Source organism: Enterobacter cloacae complex sp. P2B, assembly GCF_014895985.1.
Taxonomy (GTDB): Bacteria; Pseudomonadota; Gammaproteobacteria; order Enterobacterales; family Enterobacteriaceae; genus Enterobacter; species Enterobacter bugandensis.
Map to the genome: position 1 here is coordinate 1 of NZ_JADBQQ010000020.1, position 16,623 is coordinate 16,623.

The 16,623-nt window shown below is 53.5% G+C and carries 13 protein-coding genes and 2 tRNA genes; 7 read left to right on the forward strand and 8 right to left on the reverse strand.

The window, feature by feature from the left end; genetic code table 11:
- The first annotated feature begins 282 nt into the window (after positions 1-282).
- Positions 283-1,698, forward strand: a complete 1,416-nt coding sequence (gene gltX, locus IM313_RS17175; RefSeq protein WP_045631029.1) for a glutamate--tRNA ligase — start codon at positions 283-285, stop codon at positions 1,696-1,698.
- Between the two features lie 52 nt (positions 1,699-1,750).
- Here the strand turns inward: gltX and IM313_RS17180 are convergent, their stop codons facing one another.
- Positions 1,751-2,134: a YfeC-like transcriptional regulator gene (locus IM313_RS17180; RefSeq protein ID WP_032644902.1), complete on the reverse strand. Its 384-nt coding sequence runs from the start codon at positions 2,132-2,134 to the stop codon at positions 1,751-1,753.
- A 1-nt stretch (position 2,135) separates the two neighbouring features.
- Positions 2,136-2,498 (reverse strand): YfeC-like transcriptional regulator, encoded by a 363-nt coding sequence (locus tag IM313_RS17185; protein WP_047368054.1) that lies wholly within the window; start codon positions 2,496-2,498, stop codon positions 2,136-2,138.
- 217 nt (positions 2,499-2,715) lie between these two features.
- Here IM313_RS17185 and IM313_RS17190 point away from each other — a divergent pair.
- The 3 genes from IM313_RS17190 to IM313_RS17200 all read left to right on the forward strand — a co-directional run bounded on the left by IM313_RS17190 (position 2,716) and on the right by IM313_RS17200 (position 5,312).
- Positions 2,716-2,791, forward strand: a tRNA-Ala gene (locus IM313_RS17190).
- Between the two features lie 41 nt (positions 2,792-2,832).
- A tRNA-Ala gene (locus tag IM313_RS17195) sits at positions 2,833-2,908 on the forward strand.
- Between the two features lie 214 nt (positions 2,909-3,122).
- Complete coding sequence (locus IM313_RS17200; protein WP_045631031.1) at positions 3,123-5,312, forward strand: EAL domain-containing protein; 2,190 nt, start codon at positions 3,123-3,125, stop codon at positions 5,310-5,312.
- Positions 5,313-5,354: 42 nt separating this feature from the next.
- On the opposite strand, the gene IM313_RS17205 is transcribed toward IM313_RS17200, so the two are convergent.
- A complete protein-coding gene (locus IM313_RS17205) occupies positions 5,355-6,542 on the reverse strand; it encodes a NupC/NupG family nucleoside CNT transporter (RefSeq protein WP_008501591.1) in 1,188 nt (395 codons plus the stop codon).
- 346 nt (positions 6,543-6,888) lie between these two features.
- Between IM313_RS17205 and IM313_RS17210 the strand changes: the two genes are divergently transcribed.
- Positions 6,889-8,127 (forward strand): Nramp family divalent metal transporter, encoded by a 1,239-nt coding sequence (locus tag IM313_RS17210; RefSeq protein WP_192971233.1) that lies wholly within the window; start codon positions 6,889-6,891, stop codon positions 8,125-8,127.
- 31 nt (positions 8,128-8,158) lie between these two features.
- Here the strand turns inward: IM313_RS17210 and IM313_RS17215 are convergent, their stop codons facing one another.
- Both IM313_RS17215 and mgrA read right to left on the reverse strand, forming a co-directional pair.
- Complete coding sequence (locus IM313_RS17215) at positions 8,159-8,497, reverse strand: DUF2502 domain-containing protein (RefSeq protein ID WP_041908820.1); 339 nt, start codon at positions 8,495-8,497, stop codon at positions 8,159-8,161.
- 127 nt (positions 8,498-8,624) lie between these two features.
- On the reverse strand, positions 8,625-9,623 hold the full coding sequence (mgrA, locus tag IM313_RS17220; protein ID WP_192971234.1) for an L-glyceraldehyde 3-phosphate reductase: 999 nt from the start codon (positions 9,621-9,623) through the stop codon (positions 8,625-8,627).
- A 185-nt stretch (positions 9,624-9,808) separates the two neighbouring features.
- Between mgrA and ipdC the strand changes: the two genes are divergently transcribed.
- Complete coding sequence (gene ipdC, locus IM313_RS17225; RefSeq protein WP_028013983.1) at positions 9,809-11,467, forward strand: indolepyruvate decarboxylase; 1,659 nt, start codon at positions 9,809-9,811, stop codon at positions 11,465-11,467.
- Here ipdC and IM313_RS17230 read toward each other — a convergent pair whose 3' ends face one another.
- Entirely contained in the window at positions 11,468-12,703 is a 1,236-nt protein-coding gene (locus IM313_RS17230) for an ion channel protein (RefSeq protein ID WP_041908826.1), read from the reverse strand.
- A 205-nt stretch (positions 12,704-12,908) separates the two neighbouring features.
- Between IM313_RS17230 and glk the strand changes: the two genes are divergently transcribed.
- Positions 12,909-13,874, forward strand: coding sequence for a glucokinase (gene glk, locus IM313_RS17235; protein WP_028013981.1), 966 nt, complete (start codon positions 12,909-12,911; stop codon positions 13,872-13,874).
- Positions 13,875-13,912: 38 nt separating this feature from the next.
- Here glk and IM313_RS17240 read toward each other — a convergent pair whose 3' ends face one another.
- Both IM313_RS17240 and IM313_RS17245 read right to left on the reverse strand, forming a co-directional pair.
- Positions 13,913-14,644, reverse strand: a complete 732-nt coding sequence (locus IM313_RS17240) for a LytTR family DNA-binding domain-containing protein (protein WP_192971235.1) — start codon at positions 14,642-14,644, stop codon at positions 13,913-13,915.
- 1 nt (position 14,645) lies between these two features.
- Entirely contained in the window at positions 14,646-16,352 is a 1,707-nt protein-coding gene (locus IM313_RS17245; RefSeq protein ID WP_041908832.1) for a sensor histidine kinase, read from the reverse strand.
- Positions 16,353-16,623 lie beyond the last annotated feature (271 nt).

Genomic DNA, 16,623 nt, shown 5'->3' on the forward strand with positions numbered 1-16,623 from the left:
CTCTACCAACTGAGCTAATCACCCCCGCTGTGTGGAGTCGCATTATAGGGAGAGTTGAAAATGAGTCAACGCATTTTCTAAAGTTTTTATTCGTTCGTCGTAAAATTAAACAAAACGATCGCAAAACGGGCGGTGGCGCATGATTTCTAAACAAAAACAGCAAACTCCGCCACGATAAAGGGATCGACATTGAGGAATCCCCCCACAGTGATAGAATATTGCCCATCGTTTTTTCCCCGGGATTTGCCGATTGCCGGCATCTTTATAACGTAAGGCCATTTCATGAAAATCAAAACTCGCTTCGCGCCGAGCCCGACAGGCTATCTGCACGTCGGTGGTGCTCGTACTGCTCTCTATTCCTGGCTTTTTGCACGCCACAACCAAGGTGAGTTCGTGCTGCGTATAGAAGATACCGATCTTGAGCGCTCCACGCCGGAAGCAATTGAAGCCATTATGGATGGTATGAACTGGCTGAACCTGCAGTGGGACGAAGGCCCGTATTTCCAGACCAAACGTTTTGACCGCTATAACGCTGTTATTGATGAGATGCTGGTCGCGGGCACGGCGTATAAGTGCTACTGCTCCAAAGAGCGTCTGGATGCGCTGCGTGAAGAGCAGATGGCGAACGGTGAAAAACCGCGTTATGACGGCCGCTGCCGCCACGACCACAGCGAGCATGCCGCTGATGAGCCATGCGTGGTGCGTTTTGCTAACCCGCAGGATGGCTCGGTGATTTTCGACGACCAGATCCGTGGCCCGATCGAATTCAGCAACCAGGAGCTGGACGATCTGATCATACGCCGTACCGACGGTTCCCCAACCTATAACTTCTGCGTCGTGGTTGATGACTGGGATATGGAAATTACCCACGTTATCCGTGGTGAAGACCATATCAACAATACCCCACGCCAGATCAACATCCTGAAAGCGCTGAATGCACCTGTTCCGGTCTATGCGCACGTCTCCATGATCAACGGCGACGACGGTAAAAAGCTGTCTAAACGTCACGGTGCGGTCAGCGTCATGCAGTATCGCGACGACGGCTATCTGCCGGAAGCGCTGCTGAACTATCTGGTGCGTCTGGGCTGGGCTCACGGCGACCAGGAGATCTTCAGCCGCGAAGAGATGATCGAACTGTTCTCTCTGAGCTCTGTGAGCAAATCTGCCAGCGCATTCAACACCGACAAGCTGCTGTGGCTCAACCATCACTACATCAATACCATGCCGCCGGAATATGTGGCGACTTACCTGCAGTGGCACATTGAGCAGGCAAACATTGATACCCGCACTGGCCCTGAGCTGGCGGACCTGGTAAAACTGCTCGGCGAGCGCTGCAAAACGCTGAAAGAAATTGCCGAAAGCTGCCGCTACTTCTATGAAGAGTTTGATGAGTTCGACGCTGACGCCGCGAAGAAGCACCTCCGCCCGGTTGCGCGTCAGCCGCTGGAAGTGGTGCGTGACAAGCTTGCTGCGCTCACCGAGTGGACCGCTGAAAATGTGCATCACGCCATTCAGGCGACCGCAGACGAACTGGAAGTGGGCATGGGCAAAGTCGGTATGCCGCTGCGCGTTGCGGTGACCGGCGCGGGTCAGTCTCCGGCTCTGGATGTGACTGTCCATGCCATCGGCAAGTCACGCAGCGTGGCGCGCATCAACAAGGCGCTGGATTTTATTGCAGAACGTGAAAATCAGCAGTAATTAAGCCATCTATAAGAAAAACGGCAGGGTATCCTGCCGTTTTTTTTGCCTTTTATTCGGCAATACCCAGACGAGCAAGAAAACCGCGTATGCCTTCGCGCTTCAGTAAGGTATCCAGACGCTGCTGTTCAAGCTCAGTCATACTCTCCAGCGTTTCGATAATGCCCGGACGCAGACGTGAAGGCTGTTCATTGTAGGATGAGGCCACCTCAGCCAGATGATAAACCGCCTGGCGGTTACGGATAGCCGGGAGGCTCATAATATGTTCCTTCACGCGTGCATCAACGTGAATGAGCCGCGCCCGACCGCCTTTTACGCCATTGAGTCCTTCGGTTTTCCACCCCTGCTGCCGTATCCAGCGATTTACCGTTTGTCTGGCAACACCCAAATTCTCCGCCAGCTCTTCCGTGGTCATTTTGCTACGTAGTCTTTTCATATTAATTCTGGTCGCGAATCCCTAAACGTTGCAACAAACCGGTAATCCCTTCCCGCAATAGCAGCGATGTCAACTGCTTCTGCTCTTCCGGCGTCATTTCATTGGCCAGCGTCAGGAGTAGGGTATGAAGTGAACCGTCAGTGCTGATGCCGTCAGGCACAGCGGATGTTTCCGTTGCCCGGCGTGCGCTGCGGATAAAGTCACGCACCTTTTCGTTCACATGCACCAGACGCGCTTTACCCCCCTGGACACCGGGCTTAGGCGACGTTATCCAACCCTCTTTGCGTACCCATTTATTGATGGTCTGTCGGCTATAGCCAGTGAGCAGGGCTAACTCTTCCGGCGTCATTCGTTCCTTGATCATGCAATTTCCTGAATATTCGTGGGGTTAATTAACGGCTCATTTTATAGCACCGTTTTACGTGAAAACGTGACAGGCTTAACTCATGACTGCGAGCAGGCTCGCAAAGTGATTCATTTGCATGATTTTTCGGCGATTGAACCGCGGCTATTGATTTTGCCGTTGACACTCCGCGGCGGAATTCATATTATGCCGCCCGTCAACATGACAGCTTTACGATGGGGCTATAGCTCAGCTGGGAGAGCGCCTGCATGGCATGCAGGAGGTCAGCGGTTCGATCCCGCTTAGCTCCACCAAACTCTGAACCCAACAGAGTGCGGTTAGTAAAGTAACATGTGGGGCTATAGCTCAGCTGGGAGAGCGCTTGCATGGCATGCAAGAGGTCAGCGGTTCGATCCCGCTTAGCTCCACCAAAATTTTAAACCCTCGTCAAAAGACGAGGGTTTTTTTTATGTTTTTGTAACACCCCTAAACGTATTTTGTTGCCAAAATGGTTTTTTTCCATATCCCACCTCAACCGAAATCAATAAATCAGTCTATAAATAGACTTCAACTTGATTCGCGTAATTAATAAACCTATTATCCATGCGGTCAATGATATGAATGGATAATAATCTCCCCAGCTTAATGAATAGAAAATCGTATAATAATGTAAAGATATTTATAATTGCTCTGGCGATCTGTCTGATTGCGGTTCCCGTTTCCCGTTATCTCTCCCCGCGTGCAATTGTTAATGAACACGACGTTTATTTAGCGTGGCTCCCGTTAAGCGTTATGCTGGCGATTATGCTGTTATTGGGGCGCCGCGGTATTCTGCCTATTCTGATAAGTTTTATGGTTGCTAATATATTTAACGTTAATTTAGCACCGCTACAATATTCAGTATTACTGTTCTGTCAGACTTTCTCCGTATTCGCTGCCTGCGGTGTTCTGCGCCTTCTGCTGGGCCGGCGCTGGCGCTACTGTATGCCCAACAGGCACATTGGGTTACGCATATTTTGGCTCGGCTTTATGGTGCCGATAGGCATTAAAATGTCGATGTATCTCGCTGGCTATTTCTTTGATTTTCCGGTCACAATCTCAACTTTCTTCGGCGAAGGAACGGTAATTTATAACGTTGTTGATATTCAAAGCCTGATATGCGCGGCGATGATTTTTACCATGATGTTCTATTATCCTTTAAGAATGATTATTAATCCTCGTTATGCCATCAAGTTCTGGCGGCGAAGTGTGAAGCCCGTGTTTTTACACAAGAAATCATTATATATATTCGTCTGGCTGATGCTGTTAATCGCCATCATCGCAATTTTATGTGCGCCTTTTGAGTCGCCTGTTATTGCGGGCTATTTGATGCCGATTATTTTCATTCTCTTTACGTTAGCGATTAGCCGTCTGAGCTACGCGCTTATCTCTCTGCTGTGGGCCACCTCTGCGCTTCTGCTGTTGACCTACAACTACAACTTTCTAAACGGAGTGGAGTCGGGCCATTCGCTCTCCTTTATCCTGTCGGTACTGATCTCTTTTGCTATCTGCCTGCTTTATATGTCGCGTATCTATCAGCGAAGCGAATGGTTGAAGCAGGGCTGGCAGGACAGAGCGCTCACCGATCCGCTGACCGGATTACCCAACATTCGTGCGCTGGAAGATTTTCTCCTCGACCACCCGGATGCCAAAGTGTGTTGCCTGAGAATGGATAATCTGGAGTTTTTAAGCCGCCATTACGGCATTCTCATGCGGGTGCACTGCAAACGAATGATCACGTCCTCTCTCCAGCCGCTGTTGCAAAAAGATGAGACGCTTTTCCAGCTGCCGGGAAGCGAGCTGGTGCTGGTATTGCTTGGGCAGGGAACGGCCGAGCGCCTCCAGCATATGGTTGATCGGCTGAACAGCCGTAAGATTTTCTGGAACAATACCGGGCTGGATATCGAATTTGGCGCGTCCTGGGGAATGGTCGAAAACGGTGAGAAACTGCACCACACGCTGGGGCAACTGAGCTGGCTGGCCGAGCAATCCTGCGGAGCGCACAACGTTCTTGCGCTGACGAATAGCCTGGAAGCTGCATCAGGACAAACAACGGAGCGTGTCCTGATGCTGGCGCGGATTAAGCACGCCCTGGAGGCGGGGCAGTTCCATTTGTATGCGCAGCCGATCCAGAAGGCGGACGGTAGCGGGTACTACGAAATTCTGGCGCGTATGGAGAGCGAGGGCGAGATCATCACCCCTGACCGCTTTATTCCGCTGATTGCCCAATTCAACCTCAGCCACCGGTTTGATATGTGCGTCATGGAAAAATTACTGCTGTGGCTGCGCGATCACCCAGCGACGCAGGCTGGCGCCCGTTTCTCTGTCAATCTGATGCCGCTTACGCTGATGCAAAATGAGGTGGCGACTGAGATTTGTGCGCTCTTTGAACGGTACGGCGTTGCGCCTCAGGCTGTCGTGATTGAGATCACCGAAGAGCAGGCCTTCTCCAATTCCGGCTGCAGCATCCACAATATTCAGCAGCTGCGGGATTACGGTTTCAGGATTGCCATCGATGATTTTGGTACCGGCTACGCCAACTACGAGCGTCTGAGACGCCTGCAGGCAGACATCATTAAAATTGACGGCTGCTTCGTGAAAGATATTTGTACTGATGATATGGACGCAATGATCGTCCAGTCGATATGTAATCTGGCGAAGACGAAATCACTGTGCGTGGTGGCCGAATATGTTGAGACGCCAGCGCAGCGGGAGATGCTGTTACGCTTCGGCGTGGACTATCTCCAGGGCTACCTGATAGGCAAACCCAAACCGCTGGAAGAATTGCGGGCATAAAAAAACCGGGAGCAAGTCTCCCGGTTTTTTTTACGGTAAACGTTACAGAACCAGCGCAGCAATAGAAGCTGACAGGACGCTCACCAGGGTGGAGCCGTAAACCAGTTTCAGGCCAAAGCGAGAAACCACGTTACCCTGTTCTTCGTTCAGGCCTTTAATCGCACCGGCGATAATACCGATGGACGAGAAGTTCGCGAAGGAGACCAGGAATACGGACAGAATGCCTTCCGCACGTGGAGAGAGCGTGCTGGCGATTTTCTGCAGATCCATCATCGCAACGAATTCGTTAGAAACCAGTTTGGTCGCCATGATACTGCCCACCTGCAGCGCTTCATGAGCCGGAACACCCATCACCCATGCGACAGGGTAGAAGATGTAGCCCAGGATGCCCTGGAAGGAGATGCCCAGCACTGCGGCGAACAGGGCGTTCAGTGCGGAGATCAGGGCGATAAAGCCGATCAGCATCGCGGCTACGATAATCGCCACTTTGAAACCGGCCAGGATGTACTCACCCAGCATTTCGAAGAAGCTCTGACCTTCGTGCAGGTTAGACATCTGGATGTTCTCTTCGCTGGCGTCAACGCGATACGGGTTGATAAGCGACAGAACGATAAAGGTGCTGAACATATTCAGAACCAGCGCTGCAACCACATATTTTGGCTCCAGCATGGTCATGTACGCGCCCACGATAGACATGGAAACGGTAGACATCGCGGTTGCCGCCATGGTGTACATGCGGTTACGGGACATTTTGCCGAGGATATCTTTATACGCGATGAAGTTCTCAGACTGACCGAGGATCAGGGAACTTACGGCGTTGAAAGATTCCAGCTTGCCCATGCCGTTTACTTTGGATAACAGGAAACCAATGCCACGAATAACGAACGGCAGAACGCGGATGTGCTGCAGAATACCGATCAGCGCGGAGATGAAGACGATTGGGCACAGTACCTTCAGGAAGAAGAATGCCAGACCTTCGTCGTTCATTTTACCGAAGACAAAGTTTGTCCCTTCGTTGGCAAATCCGAGCAGTTTTTCGAACATTTCGGAGAAGCCTTTCACGAAGCCGAGGCCTACGTTGGAGTTCAGGAAGAACCACGCAAGTAAAACTTCAATGACCAGCAGCTGGACAACATAACGAATACGAATTTTTTTGCGGTCTGTGCTGACCAGCAATGCGAGTGCAGTAACGACAACAAGTGCCAGGACAAAATGAAGGACGCGGTCCATATTTGCTCCAAATATGAGGCAGGTTTAATTTTCGTGCACATTCTATGTAACAACCGAAAAGAAAACGAGATCAGGGACACACTATAGTTACATCCTGTGACGAGTCTCAAAATTAGTGATCCACAATACATTTTTGTTATGTTAGGTAAATGAGTGAAAAGTTAAGTTTGTGTGCTACGCTTCACAAATGACCGCGCATTTTCACATTCTGTGATGTCGCACCACCTGCCCATCTATTGTTCTTAGCTATCAGAGAAATCATTTTAAACTCTCTAAATGATCTTGATAATCATTATCACTTTGATAGCATTAAACATAGCAAAGGCTATATTTCCAGAGGCAGATAATGACAAACAGTCGCGTAGAGGGTAGCAGTGGTAGAGCCGCGCGCAAGTTGCGGTTCGCATTAATGGGACCTGCTTTTATTGCTGCCATCGGCTATATCGATCCGGGTAATTTTGCGACCAATATTCAGGCCGGGGCCAGTTTCGGCTATAAGCTGCTGTGGGTGGTCGTCTGGGCAAACCTGATGGCGATGCTGATTCAGATGCTCTCTGCAAAACTGGGGATTGCCACGGGTAAAAACCTGGCGGAGCAAATTCGCGACCATTATCCTCGTCCGGCGGTGTGGCTCTACTGGGTTCAGGCGGAAATTATCGCCATGGCAACCGATCTCGCTGAATTTATCGGGGCAGCGATCGGCTTTAAGCTGATTCTGGGCGTGTCGCTGTTACAGGGAGCGGTGCTGACCGGGATTGCCACATTCCTGATCCTGATGTTACAGCGTCGGGGGCAAAAACCGCTGGAGAAGGTCATTGGTGGCCTGCTGCTGTTTGTTGCTGCGGCGTACATCGTCGAGCTGATTTTCTCACAGCCGAATCTGGCGCAGCTCGCAAAAGGCATGGTGATCCCAAGCCTGCCAACCTCGGAAGCGGTTTTCCTGGCCGCCGGGGTACTTGGGGCGACCATTATGCCGCATGTCATTTATTTGCACTCCTCGTTAACCCAGCATCTGCACGGCGGGACGCGTAAAGAACGCTACTCGGCAACCAAATGGGATGTGGCAATCGCCATGACCATCGCGGGTTTTGTGAATCTGGCGATGATGGCCACCGCAGCCGCCGCTTTCCACTTTAACGGTCATACTGGTGTCGCCGATCTCGACCAGGCTTACCTCACGCTGGAGCCGTTACTGAGTCATGCTGCTGCCACGATATTTGGTCTGAGCCTGGTTGCAGCCGGTCTCTCCTCCACGGTGGTGGGGACGCTGGCAGGGCAGGTGGTGATGCAGGGATTTGTTCGCTTCCATATTCCATTGTGGGTGCGTCGTTTTATCACCATGCTTCCGTCGTTTATCGTGATTCTGATGGGGCTCGATCCAACGCGAATTCTGGTGATGAGCCAGGTGCTGCTGAGCTTTGGTATTGCGCTGGCGCTGGTGCCGCTGCTGATTTTCACCAGCAATAAAACTCTGATGGGCGAACTGGTTAATACGACGCTGGTGAAACGGGCCGGGTGGGCCATCGTGGTGGTCGTCGTGGCGCTGAACTTGTGGTTGTTGGTGGGAACCGCGCTGGGTCTTTAACAAAAAAGGAGCCGCAGGGGCTCCTTTTGGATTAGTGATGATGGCCGTGACCATGACCTTTGCCGCGACCCCAGCCGCGACGGTCGTCACGATCCCGCCAGCCTTCACGGTAACCGCGCTCATAGGCGTTGTCTTTATACCAGCCGCGGTGTCTGCCGTTGTCATGTTTCCACCAGCGATCGCCGCGCCACTCATAGTGACGATGCCAGTAATCACGGTCGCGCCAGTAGCCACCGTCCCAGTATCTGCCGTAGTCGTCACGATCGCCAATTTGTAATTTTACTGATGGCAACAGGGTGATTTCGCCAGCAGTGGCGACCAGCGGGGCTGAAGCCAGTAATACCGCTGCAAGAATCAGTGACCTGAACATACTCTTTCTCCTTCACGATCGGGGCCTTCGTGGGGCCTGTTAACGCAATATTACGAGTTGGTAAAGGCTCGTTTCATCGCCTCAACTCCGAATTCCCGAGGAAGAGCACTTTTTGCTAAAAGTGGTTTTATTTTGAACTGCTCAGGATCTGGTCAATTAGAGAAAGTTCTTCTGCGGTAAACTGGCGGTTTTCCAGCATACCCACGGCATCATCAATCTGAGCCGTTTTGCTGGCCCCGATTAGCACCGACGTGACCTCCTCATGGCGTAACACCCAGGCAAGCGCCATCTGCGAGAGTTTCTGGCCGCGGCTTTCTGCCAGGGCGTTTAGCTGGCGCACCTTCTCAAGCTTCTCTTCGGTGATCTGTTCAGGGTTAAGGAATTGACTGCCGCTTGCCGCACGGGAATCGGCGGGAATACCATTAAGATACCGGTTGGTCAACTGTCCCCCTGCCAGCGGCGAGAAGGGAATACAGCCGACCCCTTTTTCCTGCAGAACATCCAGCAAACCCTCTTCCGGCGCACGTTCGAACATCGAGTATTTCGGCTGGTGGATCAGGCAGGGCGTGCCCAGGTCATTCAGGATATCAATCGCTTTTCGCGCCAGCTCGGCAGGATAGTTGGATAACCCGACATACAGGGTTTTGCCCTGGCGCACAAGATGGTCAAGCGCTTTCATGGTTTCCTGCAGCGGCGTTTCCGGGTCAGGACGGTGATGATAGAAGATATCGACATATTCCAGCCCCATGCGCTTCAGGCTTTGATCGAGGCTTGCCAGCAGATATTTGCGCGATCCCCAGTCGCCGTAAGGGCCGTCCCACATGGTATATCCCGCTTTCGTGGAGACGATCAGTTCGTCGCGCCAGGGCAGGAAATCCTCCTGCAAAATACGGCCGAAATTACGCTCGGCAGACCCCGGCGGGGGACCATAGTTATTGGCAAGGTCGAAATGCGTAATACCCAGATCGAACGCGCGCTGTAAAAGTTGACGGCTATTTTCGATAAGCGTAGCGTCACCAAAATTATGCCACAGCCCCAGCGAGACCGCGGGCAACCTGATTCCGCTTCGCCCACAGCGGCGATACTCCATTGTCTGATAACGATTTTTGTCCGGCTGATAACCCATTTGTATGACCTCTCGTGCTGAAGAGAAAAATCAGTGTATACGTTTACATTAACGTGAAAAAAAGCAGCATAGCCCAGCATTTTTTGTAAAGCATTCTTTCCATAGCCTTCTTATCGCCAATTCTGGACAGCCATCACGCTTATTTAATACTCAAAGTGAGGTCAACATCAGAAGGATACCTGTTTATGCGTACCCCGTACTGCGTCGCCGATTACCTGCTGGACCGTCTTACAGATTGTGGAGCCGATCATCTGTTTGGCGTGCCGGGCGACTATAACCTGCAGTTTCTCGACCACGTAATAGACAGCCCGGACATCTGCTGGGTGGGCTGTGCCAACGAGTTAAACGCCTCTTATGCCGCTGACGGATATGCCCGCTGTAAGGGCTTCGCCGCGCTGCTGACGACGTTTGGCGTCGGCGAATTAAGTGCCATGAACGGCATTGCGGGCAGCTATGCCGAGCACGTTCCGGTGCTGCATATTGTTGGTGCGCCGGGGATGGCGTCTCAGCAAAGGGGGGAACTGCTGCACCATACGCTGGGCGATGGTGAGTTCCGTCATTTTTACCATATGAGCGAGCCGATCACCGTTGCACAGGCGATCCTGACCGAACAAAACGCCTGTTATGAAATCGACCGGGTACTGACGACGATGCTCCGGGAACGTCGCCCCGGCTATTTGATGTTACCTGCCGATGTGGCAAAAAAAGCCGCTACGCCGCCTGTAAACGCTCTCACGCTTCGGCATGCCCATGCCGATAGCGCCTGCCTGAAAGCGTTCCGGGATGCTGCGGAGCGTCAACTGGCAGCGAGTAAGCGTACCGCGCTGTTAGCGGATTTTCTTGTCCTGCGCCATGGGCTGAAGCACGCGCTGCAGAAGTGGGTGAAGGATGTGCCGATGGCGCATGCCACGATGCTGATGGGCAAAGGCATATTCGACGAACGTAACGCCGGTTTTTACGGCACCTACAGCGGTTCGGCCAGTGCCGGTCCGGTAAAAGAGGCGATAGAGGGGGCGGATACGGTGCTGTGCATCGGCACGCGTTTTACCGATACTCTGACGGCCGGGTTTACCCATCAGTTAACGCCTGCACAGACGATAGAAGTCCAGCCTCATGCCGCCCGCGTCGGCGATATCTGGTTTACCGGCATCCCGATGGCCCAGGCCATTGAAGCGCTGCTGGAGCTGTGCAAACAGCATATTCACGATAAGCCTGTTCCGGCATCGCACAGCGCGATGAATTTCCCTCAGCCGGACGGCTCACTTACGCAGGAGAATTTCTGGCAAACGCTGCAAACGTTTATTCGCCCGGGAGACATCATCCTGGCCGATCAGGGCACCTCGGCCTTCGGCGCGATTGACCTGCGTTTGCCTGCCGACGTGAATTTTATCGTCCAGCCGCTGTGGGGCTCGATCGGCTACACCCTGGCCGCGGCGTTCGGTGCGCAAACGGCATGCCCGAACCGGCGGGTGATTGTGCTGACGGGGGATGGCGCGGCACAGCTGACCATTCAGGAGCTCGGGTCAATGTTGCGTGATAAACAACATCCCATCATTCTGGTGCTCAACAACGAAGGATACACGGTTGAAAGGGCAATTCACGGGCCTGAACAGCGTTACAATGACATTGCGCTATGGAACTGGACGCAAATCCCGCAGGCCCTGAGCCTCGATCCTCAGGCCCAGTGCTGGCAAGTCAGTGAAGCGGAGCAGCTCGCGGACGTGCTGGAAAAAGTGGCGCACCACGAGCGGCTCTCGCTAATTGAGGTGATGCTGCCAAAAGCGGATATCCCGCCGCTGCTGGGAGCGATTACCAAAGCGCTGGAAGCGCGCAATAGCGCCTGATTATTTGTCGTTTCGCCAGGCCATCATCATCGGTTTGCCCGCCAGCAGGAGCCAGGCGGGCAACATCACGATGCAGAGCAGCGGGAACAGCGTCGAATCCGGCACCACCACCGCCGCCATAAACAGGCTCAGCCATGCATCGCGCGTCACCACCAGTACCAGCCCCAGAATAGAGCAGGATACGGTAATCGCCGCCGGAACCGCGTCGACATGCTCGTGCAGCATCAGCCCCAGCGCCACGCCGACAAACACCGCCGGGAAGATACGCCCGCCGCGGAAACCGCACGCTGCAGCAACGACAAGCGCCGCCAGCTTGATGACGGCAAACAACAGGTAATCGGACACGCTAAACACCTGGCTGAAGGCCAGCTGCTGCATCTCGTCCAGACCTTTGAACAGGGTCACCGTTCCGCCAATTGCCCCTAAAACACCCAGGATTAGCCCCCCTGTTCCCAGAATCAATACCGGATGTTTGAGTTTATGCACCAGCCGGTGCAGGCGCGGAAGACACCATACCGCCACCATGCCCAGCGCGATGGCGATCGCGACGACGATGGCGCCGCTGAATATATCTGCAATCCGCATCTCTCCGTAGTGCGGCAGAGAGAGGGAAAAATGGGGATGGAAAAACAGGCTTGTCGTCAGCGCGCCGGCAGCCGCGGCCATCAGTGGAGCGAACAGCTTATCCCAGAGTGGGACGTCGTTATCACTGGCCAACGTCTGAGAAAAGATCAGGGCAGCAGCGACAGGCGTGCCAAAAAGCGCCCCGATGGTGCCTGCGGAGGCGAGGATGGTCCAGTCCAGCGCGCCGACGCGAGGCAGAATGCGTGCGCCGAGGAACACCGCCAGGCCAATATTCACCGCCATAATCGGATGCTCGGGCCCCAGGCTGACGCCGCCCGCCAGGCCCACGATCAACGCGACGATCAGCCCCGGCAGTGCAGAGGGGGGAACCGGAGCGCCAATCAGAGGTTCCAGCGCCGGGTCCGGTCCGGCGTGGCCGGGACTGAAACGGATCGCCAGACCCACCGCAATACCGGTTAACGTCAGCATCAGGATGATCCACGCCGAAGAATCCGCGGTGACCCCCAGTTTTGCCGGAAGCGCTGTCCATAAGAGAGTTTGCAGCACCGACGCGATTTTCATCACGACGATAAGGACCAGGCTTGAGGCCACGCCAATGATCAGCGCCGGAATTGCCAGCAACAGCATGGTTCTGGCTCGCGGGTGGAGCATGATGATTTCCTTGTACAAAATGCAATGACGTTACTTTGCATATTAAGCCTTATGGCAATAGTGCAAAAGGTGCTGAAACGGTAAAGTTATTCTGTGACGAAGATCGATAATCCACGGGCATTCACCTTCCGGTCGTTGTTGTTATCACGCCTTGAATTTACAGTGTCCGAAAGATTTATTCTGACTTTAGCGGAGCAGTAGAAGAATGACAAAGTATGCTTTGGTAGGCGATGTGGGCGGCACGAACGCGCGTCTCGCATTATGCGATGTAAGTAGCGGTGAAATTTCCCGGGCGAAGACCTACTCAGGGCTGGATTACCCAAGCCTTGAGGCCGTTGTTCGCGTCTATCTGGAAGAGCATCAGGTGAGCGTCGAAGACGGCTGCATCGCCATTGCCTGCCCGATAACCGGCGACTGGGTCGCAATGACCAACCATACCTGGGCATTCTCCATCGCAGAGATGAAAAAGAATCTCGGTTTTGCGCATCTGGAAATCATCAATGACTTCACCGCGGTGTCCATGGCGATCCCGATGCTGAAGCCGGAGCACCTGATTCAGTTTGGCGGCGCTGAACCGGTCGAAGGCAAGCCGATTGCGGTTTACGGCGCCGGTACCGGCCTGGGCGTGTCGCACCTGGTGCATGTTGCTCAGCGCTGGGTGAGCCTGCCGGGTGAAGGCGGCCATGTGGACTTTGCGCCAAACAGCGAAGAAGAGGGCATTATCCTCGAAGAGTTACGCGCGGAGATCGGCCACGTTTCCGCCGAGCGCGTCCTGTCAGGGCCGGGGCTGGTGAACCTGTATCGTGCGATTGTGAAATCGGACGGTCGTCTGCCGGAAAACCTGCAGCCGAAAGACGTCACTGAACGCGCGCTGGCGGACAGCTGCATCGACTGCCGTCGCGCTCTTTCGCTGTTCTGCGTTATTATGGGACGGTTCGGCGGCAACCTGGCGCTAACGCTGGGCACCTTTGGCGGGGTCTATATTGCGGGCGGGATCGTGCCGCGCTTCCTCGACTTCTTTAAAGCCTCCGGTTTCCGCGGCGGGTTTGAAGATAAAGGGCGTTTCAGAAGCTACGTACAGGACATTCCCGTTTATCTCATCGTGCATGATAACCCAGGCCTGCTGGGTTCGGGTGCCCATCTGCGTCAGGTTCTCGGTCAAATTCTCTGATGTATCATTACCCTCTCCCGCGGGAGAGGGCTCTTACGTTACAGGTGCATCAGCTGGCGGAACTCTTTCACTTTGCTGCGGCTCACCGGCACCTGAAAATCCAAATCCTTAAGGCGCAAAATATAGGTGTTGTTAAACCACGGTTCGATCTCGCGGATCTTGTTTAAATTGACGCAAAACGAACGGTGGCAGCGGAAAAAGTGGGCTGCCGGAAGCTTGCTGCAGAATTCGGTAATGTTCATCGCCATGACATACGATTCCCGCCGCGTATAGACAAACGTCATCTTTTCGTGCGCTTCGGCGTAGTAGATATCTTTGACCGGGGTCACGATGATGCGCTCATCTTTGACTAGATTAATGGTGTCGTTTTCCCGTATCGTCGGGCTGGCGGTAGCCGGAGCGCTCTGTTGCTGCCATGCGGCCTCCAGCTTTTGCAGCATGCTGACAATTCGCGACTCCTGGTAAGGCTTCAGAATATAGTCAAATGCCTCCAGCTCGAAGGCTTCCACGGCATGCTCTTTCCATGCGGTAACGAACACAATAAACGGCTTATGGGCAAACTGATTGATATTTTGCGCCAGCAGTACGCCGTCCAGCGAGGGAATATTGATATCCAGAAAAATCGCGTCAACCCGGTTATGCTGCAGAAACTTCAGCACGTCCAGACCATCATCAAACGTACCCACAATCTCCATCTGGCTGTGGGTTTTGATAAGCCAGGTTAGTTCCTGTTGAGCCAGGAATTCATCTTCAACGATGATGACTTTCATATTACTCACCCTGAGGTAATAAAGATGTCGCCGCATGAACAGGGGAGCGCTCATTCGGGACGTAAAAAGCGATTTCAGTGCCTGGTTCAAGACGATGAATATGCAGCCCGTCGCCGTAGAGAAGCTTGACTCTGTGGTGCACGTTCAGCAGCCCGATTTTATTCCCGGGCATCTCGTTAGACTCCACGCGCTCAATGACTTTTGGGTCAATCCCGTGGCCGGTATCGCGTACCGCAATTCGCACACGGTTGCCGCTTTCGGTGATGCTGATGGTGACCACACCTTTGCCTTTACAGGGCTGAATACCGTGAACAATCGCGTTTTCAACCAGCGGCTGGATCAGCAGGCTCGGGATCACGCAGTTGACCTCTTCATCTATATCGTAAATCACCGTGAGCTTGTCGCCAAAGCGCGCCTGTTCAATCGCGATATAGTCTTTGATCTGATAGAGCTCTTTTTTAATGTCGATCTGCTCGTCATCTTTCAGTTCGATGTTGTAGCGCAGATAGCGCGACAGGTTAAAAATCAGCTGGCGCGCGGTGTCCGGATTCAAACGAATGGAAGAGGAGATAGCGTTGAGCGCGTTAAACAGGAAATGGGGATTAATTTTGCTCTGCAGCGCGCGCAGCTCTGCCTTATTTGCCATCTCACGCAGCTGTTCTGCCCGGGAGACCTCAAGCTGAGTAGAGATAATCTGCGACAGGCCAATGGCCATCTCCTGCAGCGTGGAGGTGATCTGATGCGCGTGGCAGTAATAAATTTTCAGCGTGCCCGTCACAACGCCTTTTTCCCATAGCGGGATCACCAGCATCGAGTGAATTTCCGGCGTTCGGTGAGCTTCATCATTGTTTTTAATGATGATTTTTCCGTAGTTAATCGCCTGTCTGGTGGTCGGACTAATGGTGTCATCACTGTCGCGATAGTTGTGCTCCCCGACGCCTACGTAGGCCAGCACGTGGTCGATATTGGTGATGGCGACGGCGTCAGCGTGAATGTCGTGGCGGATAATCTCGCAGACCTGGCGCAGCGACTCCGCGTTAACGTGGCGAAAGAGCGGCAGCGTTTTGTTGGCAATATCCAGCGCCAGCTTGGCCTGACGGGCGGCGCTGGCCTCTTTTTCCCCTTCAACGCTCTGCACCAGCAACACGATAAAACCGATGCAGACGCTGCCCAGGATCATGGGAATACCGATTTTCGAGACGATATCCAGCCCCAGCGCGGTGGTGGGGGCCCAGACGACGACCAGGATCATGGTCAGCGTTTCGCACACCATGCCCGCAGCAATCCCGGCGCGCCAGCGCTGTTTTTTGGGGATCTTGCGGCCGATCCAGCCGGAAAGCACCCCGGCGATAATGCTGGTGATAAAGCATGGCACTGCCGTTACGCCACCGATATCAATCAGGTAGCGATGGGTCCCGGCAATCACGCCGGTGATGACACCCACCCACGGGCCAAACAAAATTCCGCCGGACATGACGGCGATAATGCGCACGTTAACCAGCGAACCCTCTACCGGCACCCCGGACCAGGTGCTGAACAGTGCGAACAGGGAAAAGATGGCGGTAACCGCCAGCAGCTCTTTCGGCGAGTGTGCGGATTTATGCAAAAGCTCGCGAAACAGGCGAATGCGAATCAGGAAGAACAGGCAAATCAGCATTAATGCCGCACGGTCAAAAACCGCCAGCAGCATAGTGAATATCTCGTGCACGGAGCAGACCTGGGCAAACGGGAAAGAACCATGATAAAAAACCTGGGGCGTATTGACCAGCTATCCGTCGGGTTTATCAAATGAGGAAAAACCATAGTTTACAAAGGGGATTGTCAGGTGAGGATTGATGCTACCCGATTTTTTCTCAGCGCCAAATCACCAGGTAACTGTTTTGATATCATTGTGTTAAATAACGGCTAACGGAAAGCCAATATCAGAACCCTGTTTCCATTTTCAGGCATTGCAGTGTTCCGGTTTTCACGCGGGCGCT

Coding starts and splice junctions, on each gene's coding strand:
- gltX (WP_045631029.1), top strand. CDS start 283: ATGAAAATCAAAACTCGCTTCGCGCCGAGCCCGACAGGCTATCTGCAC.
- IM313_RS17180 (WP_032644902.1), bottom strand. CDS start 2,134: ATGAAAAGACTACGTAGCAAAATGACCACGGAAGAGCTGGCGGAGAAT.
- IM313_RS17185 (WP_047368054.1), bottom strand. CDS start 2,498: ATGATCAAGGAACGAATGACGCCGGAAGAGTTAGCCCTGCTCACTGGC.
- IM313_RS17200 (WP_045631031.1), top strand. CDS start 3,123: ATGAATAGAAAATCGTATAATAATGTAAAGATATTTATAATTGCTCTG.
- IM313_RS17205 (WP_008501591.1), bottom strand. CDS start 6,542: ATGGACCGCGTCCTTCATTTTGTCCTGGCACTTGTTGTCGTTACTGCA.
- IM313_RS17210 (WP_192971233.1), top strand. CDS start 6,889: ATGACAAACAGTCGCGTAGAGGGTAGCAGTGGTAGAGCCGCGCGCAAG.
- IM313_RS17215 (WP_041908820.1), bottom strand. CDS start 8,497: ATGTTCAGGTCACTGATTCTTGCAGCGGTATTACTGGCTTCAGCCCCG.
- mgrA (WP_192971234.1), bottom strand. CDS start 9,623: ATGGGTTATCAGCCGGACAAAAATCGTTATCAGACAATGGAGTATCGC.
- ipdC (WP_028013983.1), top strand. CDS start 9,809: ATGCGTACCCCGTACTGCGTCGCCGATTACCTGCTGGACCGTCTTACA.
- IM313_RS17230 (WP_041908826.1), bottom strand. CDS start 12,703: ATGCTCCACCCGCGAGCCAGAACCATGCTGTTGCTGGCAATTCCGGCG.
- glk (WP_028013981.1), top strand. CDS start 12,909: ATGACAAAGTATGCTTTGGTAGGCGATGTGGGCGGCACGAACGCGCGT.
- IM313_RS17240 (WP_192971235.1), bottom strand. CDS start 14,644: ATGAAAGTCATCATCGTTGAAGATGAATTCCTGGCTCAACAGGAACTA.